The organism is Paenibacillus sp. JT31N11, from assembly GCF_056269285.1.
Window position 1 is genome coordinate 190,451 of sequence record NZ_JBWDNQ010000014.1, and the last position, 17,433, is coordinate 207,883.

Below are 17,433 nucleotides of genomic sequence, written 5' to 3' on the forward strand. Positions count from 1 at the left end.
ATATGATCCGGTAAATCAGATGAACGTTGAAGAGATTCTCTTGCGCTTCGGGATTTGATGAATGGATTGGAGTCGTGGATTCGCAGCGATACATTAAAATCAATCATATATATTTTGAACCGGAGGATAATCATCGCCTTCGGTTTTTTGTTTTCACGCAATCATCATTTTTATTTTGACCCAAACAATAAAATGAGATGGTATTGTCTTAATCAATAAGATAGAGATTGTCGTAAATGATCGTCGGCCTTGAATACATATTGAAATTTAAGCAATAGCTAGGATGTGTTGTGGCACATCCTGGCTTCTAAATATCGCCTATTGTATTTATTGATCGTAAATAAAACGATCGTTTTATAGACAGTTTGAGCAGCAACTCAAAAAGAACCAAAAGCGTCATTATTCATGTCTATTTAATCATCTCTAATTCAAAGTGTATAAAAGTACATTAAATAACGTCTTATAGACGTTAGGAGCCAAGATAATGGTGAAAACTGGTTATGCTCGTATATCCAGTGTGGATTAATCCATGGATTTGTAAATTGACTCCTTAAAGGCAGATGAAACAAATATTTGAGGAGACGATTTCTAGGAAGAAGAGTGATCGTCCGGAATTGACTCGGGGAACAGATTAGCCAGATAACTCCCATCTATTTTGGCCGTTATATGATCGGACAGAAATGTATATATCTGGAGAACTTTCATTGTGGCCAATTGATCATTCTGAAAGTAAGGGGCGTGAGATTTAGATGGAGATATTCATATCCGGGGAAAAAGAGCTGTATTTTTTGTGTCAGAAAGCATACTTTTCGGCACATTAAAAAATAGGCTTGTTTCGCGTGCCAATATATCATAAAATGTTTTTTGGCATGTGCCATGAAATGATAGGATATTTTGGCATGGAATATGGAGGAGTTTAACAAATGGAGATGGGGTATGGGAGGGTTTCGGCAAAAGATCAGAATCCCGAGCGGCAGCTGATCAAATTCCGGGAACTTGGGATTGACGAGCGTTATATATTTGTAGACAAATTAAGTGGCAAAGATTTTAATCGGCCGCGGTATCAGGCTATGCGATTGATGATTCGAGAAGGCGACTTAATTTATATCGACTCGCTCGACCGGCTGGGCCGTGATTATGACAGGATCATAACTGAATGGAAGTACATTACGCGGGAAATGAGCGCAGATATTGTCTGCTTGGATAATCAAACGTTGTTTGATTCTCGGAAGTTTCGGACGATGGGCGACTTTGGGAAAGTGATGGAGGATCAATTTTTAAGCTTGTTGGCGTATGTGGCCGAGCAGGAGCATAAAAAGAATCGGCAGCGTCAAGCCGAAGGGATAGAAGTTGCCAAAGCGGATGGAGTAAAGTTTGGTAGGCCCAGGCAGGAGATCGATTCCAACTTTATTCAGGTATATAAGGAATGGAAGGGTGGAGGGATAACGGCTGTTTCGGCAATGAAGACCTTAGATATGAAACATCGGACATTTTACCGGCGTGTGAAGGAATATGAATCATCACAACTATAACTTCATTAGTCATATATTCATTTTTAAGCTAATTGACAAGCTGGTACAAAATGATCGATTAAAACCTCCCATTTGATGCAAACCTAGATTAATAGGTCTAATGGGAGGTTATATTATGAATTTAACTGAATTTTGGAGACTGTATGAAGCAGATAAACGAATCCAGGGATTTAGTCCACTCACAATAAAAGAGCGTACACGCTGCAGCTAAAGATGCTGGTCGCTGAACAGGGTGATCTTGAAATTAGTGAGATCACGTTACAATTGTTGAAGGAGTACCTGGCTAAACAGTCCGGTCGATTAAAGCCAAACAGTTTAGGACACCGGATCCATTTTATACGTTCCCTTTTTCGCTTTGCATATGAAGAAAGTTACCATCCTAACCGCCGTATGACGATTCCGACGATCAGGTGGGCGTTAAAGCAGCTAGCAGACTGAGGAGAAGCTCAAACTAATGTGTACCCTCACCGTTTTCGTCACACCTATGCATGCCAGTTGCTGGATAACGGAGCACCGTTGGAGTTTCATACAAGGCATGCTGGGCCATGAGAAATCATCGACCACTCAAATATATGCACAGTGATGTCCATGAACCTTCGAGGCGCGAATAATTCGCTCCGCTTAGGTTGAACATCCTTGGGTTAAGCGAACCGAGATTCGAAGCTGCCATAACCACTCGCACGAGTTGCCAAGCCATTGGCGGCTTGTTTTGTTTTGCGCCTTGGCTGAATAATTGGAGTACAGAAAGCAAATACTTCCATAGAGCTTAAGTATGGATTGCCGTTGGAGGAACTCTATGGAAACGCGTTCGATGTCAATCGAGTCTTCGGTTCTACGGAATGTGGAAACGTTGCGGCGCCAATATTCGGATAACGAACAAATTAGATTCCATCACTTCGAATTGAATGAAGGGGAGCCGTTTGCTGTCTTGGCGTACTTGAGCGTCCTGATCGATGAAAAAAGACTGCACCAGCACATTATCCCAGCGATAAGCGTGAGCTCGCGACCGGAGAAAAGGCCGATAGATACGGTATTGGAATCGGCCCGCGCGCAAGGAATCGAACATCTGCTCCCGGACATTGACGAAGCGGTCCGCATGATTGCTGATGCCGGTATCGTCCTGTTTATTGATGGTCATACCCATGCATTCGGGATGCTTTTGCCCGGCTATGGAAAACGCGCCGTCGAAGAACCGATGCAGGAAGTGAACGTGCGCGGGCCCCGCGCCGGATTCATCGAAGACTTGGAAACCAATTTGGGTTTGATTTACCGTCGGTTGAAGACCCCCAAGCTAAAGTCGAAATCGCATGTCGTGGGCCAGGAAAGTCGAACGAACGTCACAGTACTTTATTTGGAGGATCAAGTGGATGCAGATGTGCTGCGCGAGGTCGAGCACAGATTGGCAGCCATCAAGCTGAACGTGGTCGTGGACAGCGCCCAGATCGAAGAATGGATCCAAGACAGCCCCTATTCGCCGTTTCCCCAAATCCAGAACACCGAACGTCCCGACCGGATCGCGACGGCCTTGAACCAGGGCAAAGTCGCTATCCTGACGGATGGAAGCCCAAATGCCCTGCTGGCACCTGCAGCCTTTACCGACTTTTTGCATCCGAGTGAGGATCTCTACGAGAAATTTTATTTCGCCAATTTTCTTCGCGGATTGCGTTTGATCACGCTGTTCATATCTTTGTTTTTGCCTTCGTTATATATCGCGTTATCGACGTTCCATCTGGAAATGATTCCGACGCCGCTCATGCTGAACTTCTTGTCGACGAAAGCTGGTATACCGTTCCCAACGTTTCTCGAAGCTCTGATGATGGAAATCGCCTTCGAGGTGCTTCGGGAAGCGAGTTTGCGTCTGCCGCAGGCCGTAGGCCAATCCGTCAGCATCGTTGGCGCGCTCATTATCGGGGAAGCCGCCGTTCAATCGGGCATCGTGTCCCGTCCGGTGGTCATCGTGGTCGCGATGACCGGTATCTCATCCTTTACCATCCCTTCCTTCAATACGGCCATCACACTGCGATTGCTCCGGTTTCCGCTGATCTTTATCGCGGCTTGGACTGGCGTTCTGGGTCTTGCCTTGAGCATGTTCGTCATCATCATGCATCTGTGCTCGTTGAAATCCTTCGGAAAGCTGTACCTGCATACGTTTGAAACGTTCCGTTGGAAAGACATCTTGGGGCAATATGTGCTTCTTCCGATCAAGTACCGGAGATTATCGAGGAAACAGGCATCGCCTGCAGCGCTAAGAGGGACAGATCATGAAGAAACTTAAACGGCATTTCGTGTGGCTTGTGCTCTTGCTCCCCATCACAGGTTGTTCGCCGGATGCGCGCGAAATCAACGATATCGCGCTGGTCATGATTACCGCGATCGATTATGAAGAGAAAACGAATAACTATATTTTCACTAATTATTGCATCCTTGGATCTACCAATACTGAAAGTTCGGAGGGAAAAAAATTGGAATGGATCGCAAGCGCACCAGGAGCAACTATACTCGAGGCAGCCCGCAATTTACGAAGCCGTACCGGCAAGACCTTGATCTGGGAGCACAACACGGTTTTACTGGTAGGGGAAAGCGCGGCACGCCATTCGCTTTACGATATAGTGGATTTTTTCTCCCGAACCCGGGAATTTCGGATGTCCAGCTACTTGCTCATTACTGAAGGAGATGCTAGCGACAAAATGAGGGTCAAATCCGAAACCGGCGATTTGAAAGCAAATGAAATCATCGGAAAAATCAGAAATGAGAAGTTGTGGGGCAAAAGCTTGTCCTTGACCTTCATGGATGTCGCCAATTATTACATGAATCCGTACCGTGGATTCGTGACGGGGAAGCTTAGCAAGGCGAAACCGGTAAACAGCTCGCTCGAGGTTCTCTTCCTAAGAGGAGGATCGGTCGTCAACAAAGGTAAGCTGGTAGGTTGGCTGTCGGGCAAGGACGCGCTTTCGATCCATCTGATGACCAAGAAAAAAGAATGGCGGAACTTGGAATTCTCGGAGCGTATCCCATTCAAGTCGACCAAAGTTAGCTTGCTGATGAAAGTCGCCAAGCGATCCCTGCATTATACGAATAAGAATGGAAATCCGGCCTTCGATCTTCATATCCGAATCAACGGAACCCTCAAGGGCACAAGCAGTCCTCTGAACGTGTTGGAACCGCAGATGCTCGGACAGCTTGAACATACAGCCGGCACGTACATGGAGAAGCAGATCAAGGAAAGCTTGGATCTGTTTCAGAAAGAATTGAAGGTTGACGTCGTCGGCTTCTCGGACAACGTTCGACGCTACCATCCTTATGAATGGAGAAGAATGGAGAAAACGTGGGTAACCGACATCTATCCGACAATCCCCATTCTCGTCCATGTTGAAGTTGCCATTCCGACACTCGGAATGAGCGAAGTAATGGGAGGGCCTTAACATGTTGAGTTACGCGATTCCGATTCTTTATTTGCTCTATAGCGAAACGAAAGCCGCAAGCCTGTGGAAGCAGCACAAAAAGCGTGAAGCTGTCGTGCTCGGAATCGTTTCGCCGATTATCATCGGCTATTTTATCCCAGCTTTTGGCGCCTTTATGCCGACTTCGGAATCCGTGAGCAAATTCTTGTACCAGCCGCTGTCGGATTACGTGGAGAGGCTGCTCAAGATCAAGCTGGAGGTCCAAACCTCGTGAATCACGAACGAATAACGCCCTTTCAGTTCGGCTGCCTCTGTTTCGTGTTCATGTCCGGGTTCTCGACGCTTTATTTATTGGAAGCGAAGATGATCATGCAGGACGTATGGATTGCCAATCTGTCGGCCATGTTCGCGGTCCTTGTTTTCATGAGGATGATCATCTATGTGCAGTGTCAATTTCCCTATACCGACATGAGCGCCATTATCGAAATCTTGTTCGGCAAATGGGTGGGCAAGCTTATCCTTTCCGTTTATCTTCTGGGCATGACTGATCTTGGCGGGTTATCGCTCCGGTCCGTTTCGCTCTTCTATACGACGGCCATATTGCCCAATACGTCGCCGAATTTGATCATGCTGATCGTACTGATCGTCACGACGTATGCTGTCTCACTAGGGCTCGGATCCATCGCGCGATCCGTTCAGGTGATTCTACCTTTCTTCATCGCCTTCATTGTGGTCATTTGCATGATTATGTACCAAGAAGTTGACGAGAATCCTTTCATGCCACAATTTCAGCACCGCTTCTCGCTGATTTTGTACGGATCGATGATTTCATTCGGATTTCCGTTCGGCAAAATGATCGTCATGATGTTCTTGTTCTCCAAGATCACGAACCAGAAGAAGCTGTTCAAAAGCTGCAGCGCAGGCGTAATTATGTCCTGCTTATATTTGCTGGTATCCACGTATCTCACGCTCGGCTGCTTAGGCGAGAATATGTTCAAAACGGTTTCGTTTCCGTTCTTTTCAGCCATTCAATTGGTCAAGTTTGGCGAATACATCGAACGGATTGAAATCATGATCATCGGCATTTGGACAATTCTTATCTTGTTCGAAATCATTATGATACAGTACGTTTTCGTGAAAATCATAAGCAAAATGTTCGGTCTGAAGGATAAAAGGCCGTTTATTATCCCCATCGCCGTCTTCCTTTTCGCCACGTCTCTTAAAAGCTATATGACTCCAACCGATTTGGTGACGTTTGACAAAGAAATCCTGCCGTTCTCAATTATTAGCCCAGCCATGGTCGTTCCAGTCTGTATGGTCGGCTTGACTTGGATGAAGAAACGAAGAAGAGGAACGGCGGAAATAAAACACCATTAACGAGTAAAAAGCAATCAGGCAGGAGACTGCACGGGTCCAGTCTGTAGAACTTCAAGGGTCCCGCCGATTCCAGCCGTAATGATGCTGCCATATATCGATTTCGAATAGCCGAACATGCATGTAACGTAGCCGTCAAAGCTGTGTTGCCGTATCCAGTTCTAGCCATGGGGACTCTAGCTCCTTTTAGCATTTTTAGTATTTCGGTCATAAACCTGAAGACTTCTTCCGGCATATAATAGTTCTCCGGTTCTTTCCTGCATTAAGGGATCAGACGGAATATGTAATTTATTCGGCGGACTGATGCTTTTATCTACCTTCACACACAACAGTCCTTCTCGTAACTAATCTTCAGCAGAATTCAAATTCTGGCACCTGAGGATGTTATAGTGTCGAGTGCGAATCTGGCAAACATACATGCCACGTAAGTTGGTTCGATGTTAATCAGGAGTTAGTTCATTAACCTTGCGGTTCGTGGTGGTTTGGAATCTCTGAATCAATAAGGCAGTATTGCGAGGCAAAAGATGCATTTTTGCCTTTAATTTGAACCGTAAGGATAGACTTTTTACTAAAGGCACGAATATTCAATAAATTAAAAAGACAATATTTGGAGTAAAATCAGTGATCAGAGGACATAATGGTAACATCTGATTAAAAAACAGGAGATTCAGAATAACGATGAAGAGATATCCACTATTGATGAAAAGTAGTCCGTATAACACGAATATTTTGCATCCATTAAATCCATGGATTCCTTTTTGGTGGTCAGCTGCCTTTCCAGGGTTTGGTCACACCATTATGAATAACAAACTGATAGGGTACTGTTTAATAATCTTCGAATATACCGTCAATAATCTTGCAAATGTTAATCAGGCTATTTATTATTCCCTGATTGGAGATTTCCAAAGTACGATTAATGTAATCGATTTGCGCTTCATTTATTTATATATTGGAGTGTATATATTTACCATGTTTGATTCTTATCGAAGAGCTGTGGATCTCAACAACCAATATTATTTGTCTTACAGAAAAACGAAAACAACAGACACAAACTCGATGTCTACTTTTAGTGTAAATGAATTGACCAAGGTAAGCCCATTGGTATCGTTATTTTGGGAATTGATGATGCCTGGATTAGGTTCATTATATTTAAACCGTGTGCTTAACTTTGTCTTTTGCATGGCCACGTGGTTAATAACGATAACCTTTTCTCGTTTTTACGTAGGATTATTTTATAGCTTTACCGGTAATTTTTCTAAGGCGAAAGAAGTTGTTGATCCCGAGTGGTTTTTATTTATCCCCTCAATTGTCGGTGGATTTTTGTACTCCGCATACTGGGAAGCCGTCAAAGTTAACAAACAATTCAAATTATCCCAGGCTCAACTTCTAGTTTCCCAATACCAAAGCAACTATTTCGAAACTATGTTTCATTCGGATAGAAAGGGAGAAGATATGTATATTGTCGCATCTTTTGAACATTCGACGTATGTCGAGATCGCTTTAACTGAACTAGAACAAAATGGGGTAGAAAGGTCGGATATTCTTGCATTGCCTCTTCATGTACGGAATAGAAAGGCAAAGCTGTTTGATAATGCCCATTACTCGGACGGGGTGAGTTTTGTTGATCTTGCGACCATACTTGGAGCCATTTTCATGCTTTTAGGTGGAATTTACGGTTTTGTTCTTACGCTTGGACCAGTTTTATGGGCATTAATTGGACTGGTTGCAGGAGGAATTCTTGGCTTTATCATAAAACTGATCGCGATCAAAAGAAAACCTAAGATTGATTTATTTGGACGGATAAAAGCATCGGAAGTTTTTTTAATGGTAAAATGTACGGAGGGAAATGATGAGTTAATTAAGGATATCTTTTGGAAAAATAAGGCGTTGGGTGTGAACAACTATAATGAAAGCAAACCTCAAATAAATCTTTCTTAAGGATAATCATGACTTACAATATGGGAACTGTTGCGGGACAACAACATATAGCGTATCGGATCCGCGGAATTCGTGAATTTTTTGTTTTAACGATATATGTTCTTGTCCTAATCGAAAGATAAGAACATATGAAGCGAAACCATTTCTTTCCATTATCGTTTTAGGTTTGTGTAGGTGCATTTAGTGCAGGAATCGCTTACGCATCTACAGATAAATTCGGCAGGGCAAGACTGTCGAGGGGAGGAAGGTTAAAATAAAGAAATTATTCGGTTCGAGTTTCATTATTCTGTTTTTCGTTGCAATAGTAACAGTTTGTATTGTGGTGGAAGGCATTATTGTCTTAAACATCGTCATGCTGCGCGAAAGCTGTCCTCCTAACAACAAATATCGAGGCACAAGAACGCCGGGAAGAAACGATGGAAAAAAATATCAAGAACAATCATTCCGAAAAAACTTGAAATCCGTTCCACGATGATTTAATATCAATACCAGGGGATGATCAACGATGGCAAGAAATAAATCCTTTAATATCGACGACGCGATCGAAAAAGGGATGCACGTTTTCCGCGAAAAAGGGTACGAAGGCACGTCGATGCAGGATCTGGTCAACGCAACCGGCCTCAGCCGCAGCAGCATCTACGAGACGTTCGGCAGCAAGAAGGATCTATACCTCACGGCGCTCGACCGGTACGAGGATCAGTCGAATGATTTGACCGCGATTCTATACGAGAAATGCCCAGCGAAGGAGCTTCTTCGCGCCTATTTCGATAAGCTCATCGCGCATAATTTGCCGCAGAGATGCCTCATGGTCAACGCTACGCTCGAAATGAACGGTCATCCAGAGGTGAGCAGTCGGACCAAAGCGAACACGTCGAGAAACGAAAGAGCCTTCTATCAACTGCTCACGCGGGCGGCATCCAACGGAGAGCTGAGGGGCAATCCGGATTTGCGCGCTCTCTCGCAGTACCTCGTTAATGCAATGCAGGGCATTACGGTGACGGCCGCGACCATGGATCGTCAGGCGCTTGATAATATCGTGGCGGTAACGCTGCAATTTTTGCGGTAATTTTTTTGTTCATTTCTGGAACGATCATTCCCTAAAATATGTTCCACAAACGGCGGCTGGCATGAAAGGCGATTATTTTTTTGTTCATTTCGAAGTTGAGTGTCATGGCAATTGTATTATACATCACCGCGCATCCTTTGACGGAAGAGGATTCGTTCAGTCTGTCCGTTGGCGGCGCGTTTATCGATGATTATCCCGAGACGCATCCTCATGACGAGGTTGTCCATCTCGATCTGTATCGCATGAACGTACCACATATTGACGCAGACGTGCTGCTCGGTTGGGGCAAGCTCGGCACGGGAGAAGCATTCGATACCTTGTCTTCGGAGCAGCAGGCCAAAATCGAGCGGCTCGGTGAGTTGGTCGATCAATTCAAAGCAGCCGACAAATACATTTTCGTCAATCCGATGTGGAATTTCTCATTCCCACCGGTGCTGAAGGCTTACATCGACGCCGTCTGCATCGTCGATAAAACGTTCAAATATGTGTCCGGAATAGGTCCGGTCGGACTGTTGACCGAGAAGAAAGCCATTCATATTCAAGCGAACGGGAGCGCGTTGTCGCCGGGATCGGATTTCGCTGCGTTCGAAATGGGCCACCGTCGTCTGGACGTCATCATGAAATTTCTTGGTATTCCCAGCTTCGAGGCCATTTTTGCGGAAGGCATGGCCACGGCGCCCGACCAATCGCAAACGATTAAAGCGAAGGCGATCGAGAAGGCTCGGCAGGTCGCCCGCAGCTTCTAAGCGGAATCAATATTTTCTGGCAATGATTCGTAAGTGAAAATCGATAAAAGAGGAGAGAATAACAAAGACTATGCATACAAACGGATTGACGGGTAAAGTGGCGTTCGAAACGGGCGTTTCCCTGGGGATCGGTGAGGGGTTTGTAGTATCGATGATAGTCCGTTCCATTCCGGACGCCGCGTCCGGAACAGCAATTTAAAAACTCCTAAGCAAGGCGTGGCGACAACCGGCAAATTCTTCACCAGACTTTTAGAATTTTTACGAATATACGAATTGCTCAAGTCCGCAACGGGGGAGAAGAGCATGCCCCTTCCGCTCGCTTGCGCCTTTGGAGGAGATTTAATAAATGTGCATACATCTGTTTGCGATTGACCTCTTGGCGTAAGCCGGTATGTACACGACGGGTGTACCGAGTTAAGAGCGCAGACATTCGGATAGAACGTTAGTCGATCTTAGTTGCTTTATTGAACTTACTGAAATTATAGTTGGGCATCTCACCATTCATAAACATCCTTGGAGGTTACACATATGACGATTCAAAATCATACCGTGCTTCAAACGCCGATTCCATCTGGCTTCGGGCCTCGGACGACTGCGCAGGAAGTCTTGGGCGGCCAGGACCTGACCGGCAAGATCGCCATCGTGACGGGCGGCTATTCCGGACTAGGCCTGGAAACCGTAAAGGTGCTTGCCTCGGCAGGGGCAACGGTCATCGTGCCCGCCCGCACTCCAGAGAAAGCTCAGGCAGCTTTAAGCTCGGTTCCTGGCGTGGAGTTGGAACGATTGGACCTCATGGATCCCGCGTCCATCGATGAGTTTGCCGAGCGGTTCCTCGCTTCCGGCCGGCCTTTGCATATCCTTATCAATTCCGCAGGCATCATGGCGACTCCGCTCATTCGCGATTCGCGGGGATTTGAATCCCAGCTAGCGACTAACCATTTGGGGCATTTTCAGCTTGTGTTGCGGTTATGGCCGGCGCTTAAGAAGGCGGAAGGCGCAAGAATCGTTTCCGTATCGTCTCGTGCTCATCAACTTGGCGGCTTCGATTTCGAAGACCCCAACTTCAATACGCGCGCCTATGACAAATGGCTTGCGTACGCGCAATCCAAGACGGCCAACGCGCTGTTCGCCGTAACGATGGATAAGCGCGGAGAGCCGCATGGCGTTCGGGCATTTTCCGTACATCCGGGCACGATCGTGACGGACTTGGCCCGTAATCTGACCGACGACGAAATGCGTGCGATGGGCGCGTTGAACGAGCAGGGGGAGCGCGTCTTTGGCGAGTACAACGATGAATTCAAGACGATCGAAGAAGGCGCAGCCACGTCCGTCTGGTGCGCAGTCCATCCTCAGCTCGACAGGAAGGGCGGCGTCTATTGCGAGAATGGGGATATCGCGGTCATCACGGACACCCCATACACGTCTGGCGTATTTGAATGGGCAGTCAACGCCACGGACGCGGAGCGTCTATGGACGTTAAGTGAACAATTAACCGGCTTGAAATTCGTCATCTAAAGTAACGTAGCACGACAGTCCCCCTGAGACCGCAGCGGGTGAAAGGACTAAAACGGTTGGCCGGTGTTTATCATTGAGCTTGCGGTTCCCGCGGCGCATTGTAAAGGTTCAATTGAATCACGGAGGCAATCGTGACCGGCGAGAATCGTCGGATTTACGTTAATGTCGGGCCGCGACTTCGTGTGAAATTCTGCTTCCGAAACTGGACGAAAGCCGTCATCCTTCACTTCTTTCGTGCAAATTCATATCGCACAGCGTATCGCTTCGAAACATTTCTATAAATTGCACAACTTAATGTTTTCATCAATGGAATAATGCCTGGTATTAAGGGAATTTAAATTTTTAAAGCGTTAGCTTAGGAGGGTAAACATGGATCTTAAATTAGCCAACAAAGTAGCTGTCGTAACCGGAGCAAGTAAAGGAATTGGACTCGCTATCGTTCGAAAATTTATCGAAGAAGGGGCAAGAGTCGTCGCGGTAAGCCGGACATTAACGGAGGAATTGGCTGATCTTGTTGAAAAAAAATCAGTCAAACATCTGCCTATTGATGTCAATATTGATCGCAATACAGTTGAACTTTCCAAAAAACTCGGTGAAGCGTTCGGCAGAATTGACATTTTAATCAATAATGTCGGGGCGGTTGACAAGAGGAGAGGAGAAGGTTTTTTAGCTACGCCAAATGAGGAATGGGAACAACTTTATGATTTAAACCTGTTTAGCGTTGTTCGTTTTACCCAAGCAGCATTACCGCATATCCTAAAGAACAATGAAGGCGCAATTGTAAATATCTCTTCAGTAAATGCACAGATGCCCGAATTGTTACTGCCTATTTATGGCACAACCAAAGCGGCGCTTAATAATTTGACGAAAATGCTGGCTGGTGAGTTTGGACCTCGTAATATTAGAGTTAACTCGATCTCGCCTGGACCGGTAGTAACACCTTTGTGGCAAGACCCTGAGAACGGAATGGCCAAAACAATCGGTTCAGTTGCAGCGATGGCTTCCGAAAAAGTTTTTGAAGAGCTACCCAAAATGGCTGGTATAACATTAGGGAAGTTTGCAGAAGCCGAAGATATTGCGAACCTTACAGTTTTCCTTGCTTCGGAACGAGCTTCAATGATTACCGGAGCGGATTATGTTATTGATGGAAATATGATTAAAACGATTTAATCGAAATTGTTCGATAAATTAAATTTGAACTTCTGAACTGGTTAATAATTCAATCCAATATAAAGGTTTTAGCTTTAATACTGCTGCCAATATAAGAAAAAGTCTGTTGATAAGAAAGATGCATTAAGCTAACGGGTACGATAGTTCCAAATGCAAAGGGCTGCCTGCGAGCAGCCCTTTGCTCCGCTAACTGGCAGTTTGCGTGGCAGGTTTGCATGGGGCGGATATATTTGAGAACACATTTTCAGATGGTAAACTTGATCTTGAACAAAGCAGAAAAACGCACTGTCGAAGACAATGCGTTTTTGTGCTTTGTTCAAATTTTATGTTATTGTGACTGCTCTTTGAAGCTGACCCATCAATCCTTCAATTCTGCTAAGTCGAGCTGGCGGACACGCGCTTGATCGGCAATCATGTCGATCTCAGTGATCTTGCCATCCACAATTTTGAGTTCGAGTACGAAAAGCATTTGACCGCGAGGAGCAACAATCACGCCTACAGATCCGTTCACGAGCACCAGCCGTGCTCCCTGAGCGCGGCCAGCGAAGCCCTTGGCCACAGCTTCCGCACCGAGAACAAGCGGCCATGCAGCGACCGGAGGAAATGCAGGGTCTTGTCGGAGCACAACATTAGGGTCTAATACCGCTAGAAGCTTCTCAAAATCTCCAGAACGCGACGCCGCTAGGAATGCATCCACAAGCTCCCTTTTTCGCATGAACTCGTCCGAATCCGCAGTCGCTTTCGCTCCCTGAACCCGACGGCGTGCACGGCTCGCAAGTTGTCTGGCTGCAACCTCGTTACTCCCTATAATCGAGGCGATCTCCGAGAAAGATAGGGCGAAAATATCGTGCAGTACGAATGAGATGCGTTCGGCGGGATTCAAATTTCCAAGGACCATCAGCATCGCAAGACCAACGGAGTCGGCCAACAAGGATTCGTGCTCAGGGTTGCTTTCGTCCTGATGGTCATTAACCGGCTCAGGTGCATTCATTAGCGTAAGCTCCTCACGCCGCGATTTACGAGTTCGTAGCATATCCAGGCACACCCTTGATACTATCGTCGTCAGCCATCCCCCCATATTCTCTACCTCTCTAGTATCGGTGCGGCTAAGACGAATCCATGACTCCTGTACAGCATCATCCGCTTCGTATAAAGATCCGAGCATCCGGTAAGCCACCTTTTGCAGGTGATTTCGATGCGACTCGAATTGTTCCACAAGCCAATCCTGATCGTTCATACAATACATTCCTTCCTTCGGTTCCTTTTTACTTAATTGTCGTAAGAGACTCAACAATCGTGACATGGCAATGTACAAAATCTGTATTTTACTTATCCCAAAAAAATTTTCACCGTATCCGTCACGTTTCCTCGCTGACTTACGACATAGTAAGTGACAAGGGAAACCGGATCATACGAAGAATGCCGAGGATGTCCTGGAAAGAATATTTAAACTAAGGAGCTGATTATTGTGAGTACTGTTTTGATTCCCTTTCTTGAAATGAACGGAAGTGCTCAGGAAGCAATAGATTTTTACGTGTAGACATTGGATGCTAAGGTCTCCTATTTGCTGCGATTCGGCGACATTCCGGATGATCCCAAAGCTCCGCTACCTCCGGAAAAGAAGGACTGGGTTAATTACGCCATCTTGAAAATCGGCGATTCGGAACTACAGGTTACGGATCATGTCACCGGAAGTATTTACGACAGGGAACACAAATCACCATCGTTGTTCAAACCGACGATAAGGATAAAGCTACCCACTATTTTGAAGCTCTGAAGATAGATGGTCAAGTGAATGATCCGCTTCAAGCTAGTTTCTTCAGCCCCGCATACGGCAATGTGACGGATAAATTCGGCATCACTTTCCGAATCCTTATAAGAGGTCGCTAATAATCAGATAATTAAAAAAAGGGAGGAAATCCTCATGACTGTATTTTCCATTGTACTTCAAAGTTTGCTAGTTTTATACTATGCCTTTTCGGGAGGCGCGAAGATCGCAGGGGCCCAATATTGGGCTGATATTTTCAAGAATCTTGGACTACCGAAGTGGTTTCGCGTCGTCACGGGTATCGTCCAGTTAGTCGGAGTAGCAATACTCATCATCGGCTACTGGTATGTAGAGGCGGTCGCATGGGCCGGAATATGGCTTGGAGTCACTATGTTATTGGCGTGTCTCGCTCATTTCAAGGTCAAAGATCCAATCAGCAAAACGGCAGCGGCCATCGTTTTTACTGCGTTAATCATCATTCTAACCATCATTAATGCAGATGGCCTGATGCTTCCTTTATCTTAAGAAAGCATGATCTCAATTGTTTTCGACTGGTTTTGTCGGCGGATGGATCAAAGGCGGAAATGGATGCCTATTTAGCGATATTGAAAAAGAGTTTCTATAAATAAAAAACCAATCCAAATGAAAGGAATGAAAGAAATGAATAGCATGGCAATGGCGACTTTCGTAGAGTTATTTTGGGGTTGGATGACCGTTATTATTTCTGCTATTTTGTTTGTCCGCCCTTCGGTTCTACGTGAATTGAAACGGCTGGTGGTCGAGGACAGAGGTTTTGGAATTATGTACGGCTTTTTGTCCATTTTCTTAGGTCTAGGAACGGTTATTCTTCATAATATCTGGGCTTTGAATTGGCAGGGGTTTATTACCTTAATAGCGTGGCTTGCCTTGCTAAAAGGGATTTACGTTATAGCGTATCCAGAACCCTCCAAGAAGACCAACTTTGAAATACGTATTTTGACTACGCGAATTGCCCTCGCAGTCGTGGGTGGCTTATCTTTGTGGATGATTTTGGTGATCTAAAGTAGTCGAGCCGATTATTCTTTATTGACAGCTACTAGAGTGGGATATCCGGATCTTAATTAACTTCTCGCTAAACTAACGGGAACGATAGTTGAATGATGGCCGCGGCGGACCAGTCCTTTGAGGGGCTGGTTTTTTCAATACATAAGATAAGGTATGTGTTGAAACTGTCGTTACGCTAACGGGCAGGATACTTCCAATATGTGTTAATATAAAATTAAATATTAGTGAGCAGAGAGGTCATCAGCAAATGAGGATTGTTGTAACTGGCGGAGCGATAATAAGAGATAGCATAGGTAGAATTTTATTGCAGCAGAGATCCGATTACGGCGATTGGGGATTGCCGGGCGGAGGCATGAATCCAGGCGAGACTATTCAAGAGACAATGATTCGAGAGGTTATTGAGGAGACCGGATTATCTGTTAAAGATTGTGAATTTTATGCAGTATATAGCGGCCCTAGAATGGAATACACTTATCCTGACGGGAACAAGGTAGTATTCGTTATGTTTCTTTTCAATGCTTGGACTAATTACAATGAGCTTTTATCAGAAGATGGAGATACGAAAAATTTTCGGGACGATCAATTTGAATCATTGAAATTATAGTTCTGAAATATTAGCGATATCTCACTGGATCAAATAAACAGCGTCCAACGGCCTGTCTTTGAAGATTTGCTAAAAGGAAATATAAATATACTAAGATTCTAAACACTAATTCGTTGAGCTAACGGGTACTTTAGTTAAAGTACTAGTGGAGTATCTGCCGGCGGCAGATACTCCATTTTTATTATGACTTAAGCACAGTTTAACTGAGTAGGGGGAACCTAATTTTATGGTAATATGTAAATGTCAGGTTGATTTTCGTCGTAGTTATAAACAACGAGGTATCGCAACTTTCTTGGGGAGGAAAATCGTGAAAATACTAGGATTTATTATCTTGGGTATGATTATTTCATACGTTTTAATTTTGCCAGGTGAGATTGGTTTAGTGTTGCTTGGAGGAGCTACTTTCGGTTTGCTTTTGTACATTGCAATTGGTATTTCGAATTTGAATAAAGCACAAACTTCATCTACGAAAAGTGACAAAGAGATGTAAGTGTTTCTAAAATATTTGAATTGATTGTTAAACTAACGGATTACGTTAGTTCAATGATGGCAGCGGCAAACCAGTCCTTTTTAGAGGGCTGGTTTTTTCAATACATAAGATAAGGTATGTGTTGAAACTGTCGTTACATAGTTCAACGAATCATGGAGCAGGGCAGCTGATCCGTTTTTCATTAGGCTAACGGGCAGGCTTAGACTTTTATGAAGAAAAGAGGTTTTTGTGGTATTATATGTAATTATGGGTTGTGAAATAAATGGATTATTTGAAAATGGGGGATTCAAAATATGGAACGTAAAATTCAACTAATGGAAACCTACGTAAATATCGACCTTGGAAACTCCCCCTTTTTAAAATTAGATAAAGGGTTGCAAATTCCATACTCTTCAATCAAGGGAATAACAACAGGTAGACCGATACCAAATGCTTTTAAACTATATGGTGCTTTATTAGGAGGAATGAGAAGTGGCTTATTTAGATCAAATGGTGGTTATCAACTGCACTTTTTTGAAAATGAGCTTGAAACTCTTCATTTAGATTTGAATAGCTTTCAAGTTGGTAAGTTCAAAATATCAAAGTTGATCATTGGTGTTGAAAATCCTGAAGGAATAAGTAAAAATATTTCCGAAAGAGTGAAGTGATAATTTGTTGATGAACTGTTCTTTGAACTAACGGGTACGATAGCATTCCTGTAGAGCGTTAAATTACCGCTTTGCAAAAAAACGAGCGCCTCGGTACGATGGGAGTACGCAACGGGTCATAGCCCTTTAAATCCCATC

General features: G+C 44.7%; 17 protein-coding genes. 16 read left to right on the forward strand and 1 reads right to left on the reverse strand.

What is annotated here, in order from left to right; translation table 11 throughout:
* Nucleotides 1–923 precede the first annotated feature (923 nt).
* From AC0YNV_RS32410 to AC0YNV_RS32460, 11 genes are all read left to right on the forward strand, one after another.
* The gene (locus AC0YNV_RS32410) at nt 924–1,532 is read left to right on the forward strand and encodes a recombinase family protein (RefSeq protein WP_475771728.1); all 609 of its coding nucleotides are present in this window, start codon (nt 924–926) and stop codon (nt 1,530–1,532) included.
* Between the two features lie 796 nt (nt 1,533–2,328).
* The gene (locus tag AC0YNV_RS32415) at nt 2,329–3,807 is read left to right on the forward strand and encodes a spore germination protein (protein WP_475771729.1); all 1,479 of its coding nucleotides are present in this window, start codon (nt 2,329–2,331) and stop codon (nt 3,805–3,807) included.
* Nucleotides 3,794–4,954 (forward strand): Ger(x)C family spore germination protein, encoded by a 1,161-nt coding sequence (locus tag AC0YNV_RS32420; protein ID WP_475771730.1) that lies wholly within the window; start codon nt 3,794–3,796, stop codon nt 4,952–4,954. Before AC0YNV_RS32415 ends, AC0YNV_RS32420 begins: the two co-directional genes overlap by 14 nt.
* A gap of 1 nt (nt 4,955) precedes the next feature.
* Nucleotides 4,956–5,207 (forward strand): hypothetical protein, encoded by a 252-nt coding sequence (locus AC0YNV_RS32425; protein ID WP_475771731.1) that lies wholly within the window; start codon nt 4,956–4,958, stop codon nt 5,205–5,207.
* Nucleotides 5,204–6,310, forward strand: coding sequence for a GerAB/ArcD/ProY family transporter (locus AC0YNV_RS32430; protein WP_475771732.1), 1,107 nt, complete (start codon nt 5,204–5,206; stop codon nt 6,308–6,310). Before AC0YNV_RS32425 ends, AC0YNV_RS32430 begins: the two co-directional genes overlap by 4 nt.
* A gap of 675 nt (nt 6,311–6,985) precedes the next feature.
* Nucleotides 6,986–8,245, forward strand: a complete 1,260-nt coding sequence (locus AC0YNV_RS32435; protein ID WP_475771733.1) for a hypothetical protein — start codon at nt 6,986–6,988, stop codon at nt 8,243–8,245.
* 505 nt (nt 8,246–8,750) lie between these two features.
* A complete protein-coding gene (locus tag AC0YNV_RS32440; RefSeq protein ID WP_475771734.1) occupies nt 8,751–9,311 on the forward strand; it encodes a TetR/AcrR family transcriptional regulator in 561 nt (186 codons plus the stop codon).
* Nucleotides 9,312–9,415: 104 nt separating this feature from the next.
* On the forward strand, nt 9,416–10,057 hold the full coding sequence (locus tag AC0YNV_RS32445; protein WP_475771735.1) for an NAD(P)H-dependent oxidoreductase: 642 nt from the start codon (nt 9,416–9,418) through the stop codon (nt 10,055–10,057).
* Nucleotides 10,058–10,127: 70 nt separating this feature from the next.
* Entirely contained in the window at nt 10,128–10,256 is a 129-nt protein-coding gene (locus AC0YNV_RS32450; protein WP_475771736.1) for a hypothetical protein, read from the forward strand.
* A gap of 329 nt (nt 10,257–10,585) precedes the next feature.
* Nucleotides 10,586–11,572: an oxidoreductase gene (locus tag AC0YNV_RS32455; protein ID WP_475771737.1), complete on the forward strand. Its 987-nt coding sequence runs from the start codon at nt 10,586–10,588 to the stop codon at nt 11,570–11,572.
* A 369-nt stretch (nt 11,573–11,941) separates the two neighbouring features.
* Nucleotides 11,942–12,742 (forward strand): SDR family NAD(P)-dependent oxidoreductase, encoded by an 801-nt coding sequence (locus tag AC0YNV_RS32460; protein WP_475771738.1) that lies wholly within the window; start codon nt 11,942–11,944, stop codon nt 12,740–12,742.
* Between the two features lie 358 nt (nt 12,743–13,100).
* On the opposite strand, the gene AC0YNV_RS32465 is transcribed toward AC0YNV_RS32460, so the two are convergent.
* Complete coding sequence (locus AC0YNV_RS32465) at nt 13,101–13,979, reverse strand: sigma-70 family RNA polymerase sigma factor (RefSeq protein WP_475771739.1); 879 nt, start codon at nt 13,977–13,979, stop codon at nt 13,101–13,103.
* 687 nt (nt 13,980–14,666) lie between these two features.
* Here AC0YNV_RS32465 and AC0YNV_RS32470 point away from each other — a divergent pair.
* The 5 genes from AC0YNV_RS32470 to AC0YNV_RS32490 all read left to right on the forward strand — a co-directional run bounded on the left by AC0YNV_RS32470 (nt 14,667) and on the right by AC0YNV_RS32490 (nt 17,295).
* Nucleotides 14,667–15,035: a DoxX family protein gene (locus tag AC0YNV_RS32470; protein ID WP_475771740.1), complete on the forward strand. Its 369-nt coding sequence runs from the start codon at nt 14,667–14,669 to the stop codon at nt 15,033–15,035.
* A 144-nt stretch (nt 15,036–15,179) separates the two neighbouring features.
* A complete protein-coding gene (locus tag AC0YNV_RS32475; RefSeq protein ID WP_475771747.1) occupies nt 15,180–15,551 on the forward strand; it encodes a hypothetical protein in 372 nt (123 codons plus the stop codon).
* A 250-nt stretch (nt 15,552–15,801) separates the two neighbouring features.
* On the forward strand, nt 15,802–16,158 hold the full coding sequence (locus AC0YNV_RS32480; RefSeq protein ID WP_475771741.1) for an NUDIX domain-containing protein: 357 nt from the start codon (nt 15,802–15,804) through the stop codon (nt 16,156–16,158).
* 307 nt (nt 16,159–16,465) lie between these two features.
* Nucleotides 16,466–16,648, forward strand: coding sequence for a hypothetical protein (locus AC0YNV_RS32485; RefSeq protein WP_475771742.1), 183 nt, complete (start codon nt 16,466–16,468; stop codon nt 16,646–16,648).
* A gap of 293 nt (nt 16,649–16,941) precedes the next feature.
* Nucleotides 16,942–17,295: a hypothetical protein gene (locus AC0YNV_RS32490; protein WP_475771743.1), complete on the forward strand. Its 354-nt coding sequence runs from the start codon at nt 16,942–16,944 to the stop codon at nt 17,293–17,295.
* Nucleotides 17,296–17,433: the final 138 nt, after the last annotated feature.

Excerpts from the sequence above, each read along its gene's own strand:
- AC0YNV_RS32435 (WP_475771733.1), top strand. The coding sequence starts at position 6,986 with ATGAAGAGATATCCACTATTGATGAAAAGTAGTCCGTATAACACGAAT.
- AC0YNV_RS32445 (WP_475771735.1), top strand. The coding sequence starts at position 9,416 with ATGGCAATTGTATTATACATCACCGCGCATCCTTTGACGGAAGAGGAT.
- AC0YNV_RS32440 (WP_475771734.1), top strand. The coding sequence starts at position 8,751 with ATGGCAAGAAATAAATCCTTTAATATCGACGACGCGATCGAAAAAGGG.
- AC0YNV_RS32480 (WP_475771741.1), top strand. The coding sequence starts at position 15,802 with ATGAGGATTGTTGTAACTGGCGGAGCGATAATAAGAGATAGCATAGGT.
- AC0YNV_RS32470 (WP_475771740.1), top strand. The coding sequence starts at position 14,667 with ATGACTGTATTTTCCATTGTACTTCAAAGTTTGCTAGTTTTATACTAT.
- AC0YNV_RS32410 (WP_475771728.1), top strand. The coding sequence starts at position 924 with ATGGAGATGGGGTATGGGAGGGTTTCGGCAAAAGATCAGAATCCCGAG.
- AC0YNV_RS32425 (WP_475771731.1), top strand. The coding sequence starts at position 4,956 with ATGTTGAGTTACGCGATTCCGATTCTTTATTTGCTCTATAGCGAAACG.
- AC0YNV_RS32420 (WP_475771730.1), top strand. The coding sequence starts at position 3,794 with ATGAAGAAACTTAAACGGCATTTCGTGTGGCTTGTGCTCTTGCTCCCC.
- AC0YNV_RS32415 (WP_475771729.1), top strand. The coding sequence starts at position 2,329 with ATGGAAACGCGTTCGATGTCAATCGAGTCTTCGGTTCTACGGAATGTG.
- AC0YNV_RS32490 (WP_475771743.1), top strand. The coding sequence starts at position 16,942 with ATGGAACGTAAAATTCAACTAATGGAAACCTACGTAAATATCGACCTT.
- AC0YNV_RS32455 (WP_475771737.1), top strand. The coding sequence starts at position 10,586 with ATGACGATTCAAAATCATACCGTGCTTCAAACGCCGATTCCATCTGGC.
- AC0YNV_RS32450 (WP_475771736.1), top strand. The coding sequence starts at position 10,128 with ATGCATACAAACGGATTGACGGGTAAAGTGGCGTTCGAAACGGGCGTT.
- AC0YNV_RS32465 (WP_475771739.1), bottom strand. The coding sequence starts at position 13,979 with ATGAACGATCAGGATTGGCTTGTGGAACAATTCGAGTCGCATCGAAAT.
- AC0YNV_RS32460 (WP_475771738.1), top strand. The coding sequence starts at position 11,942 with ATGGATCTTAAATTAGCCAACAAAGTAGCTGTCGTAACCGGAGCAAGT.
- AC0YNV_RS32475 (WP_475771747.1), top strand. The coding sequence starts at position 15,180 with ATGGCAATGGCGACTTTCGTAGAGTTATTTTGGGGTTGGATGACCGTT.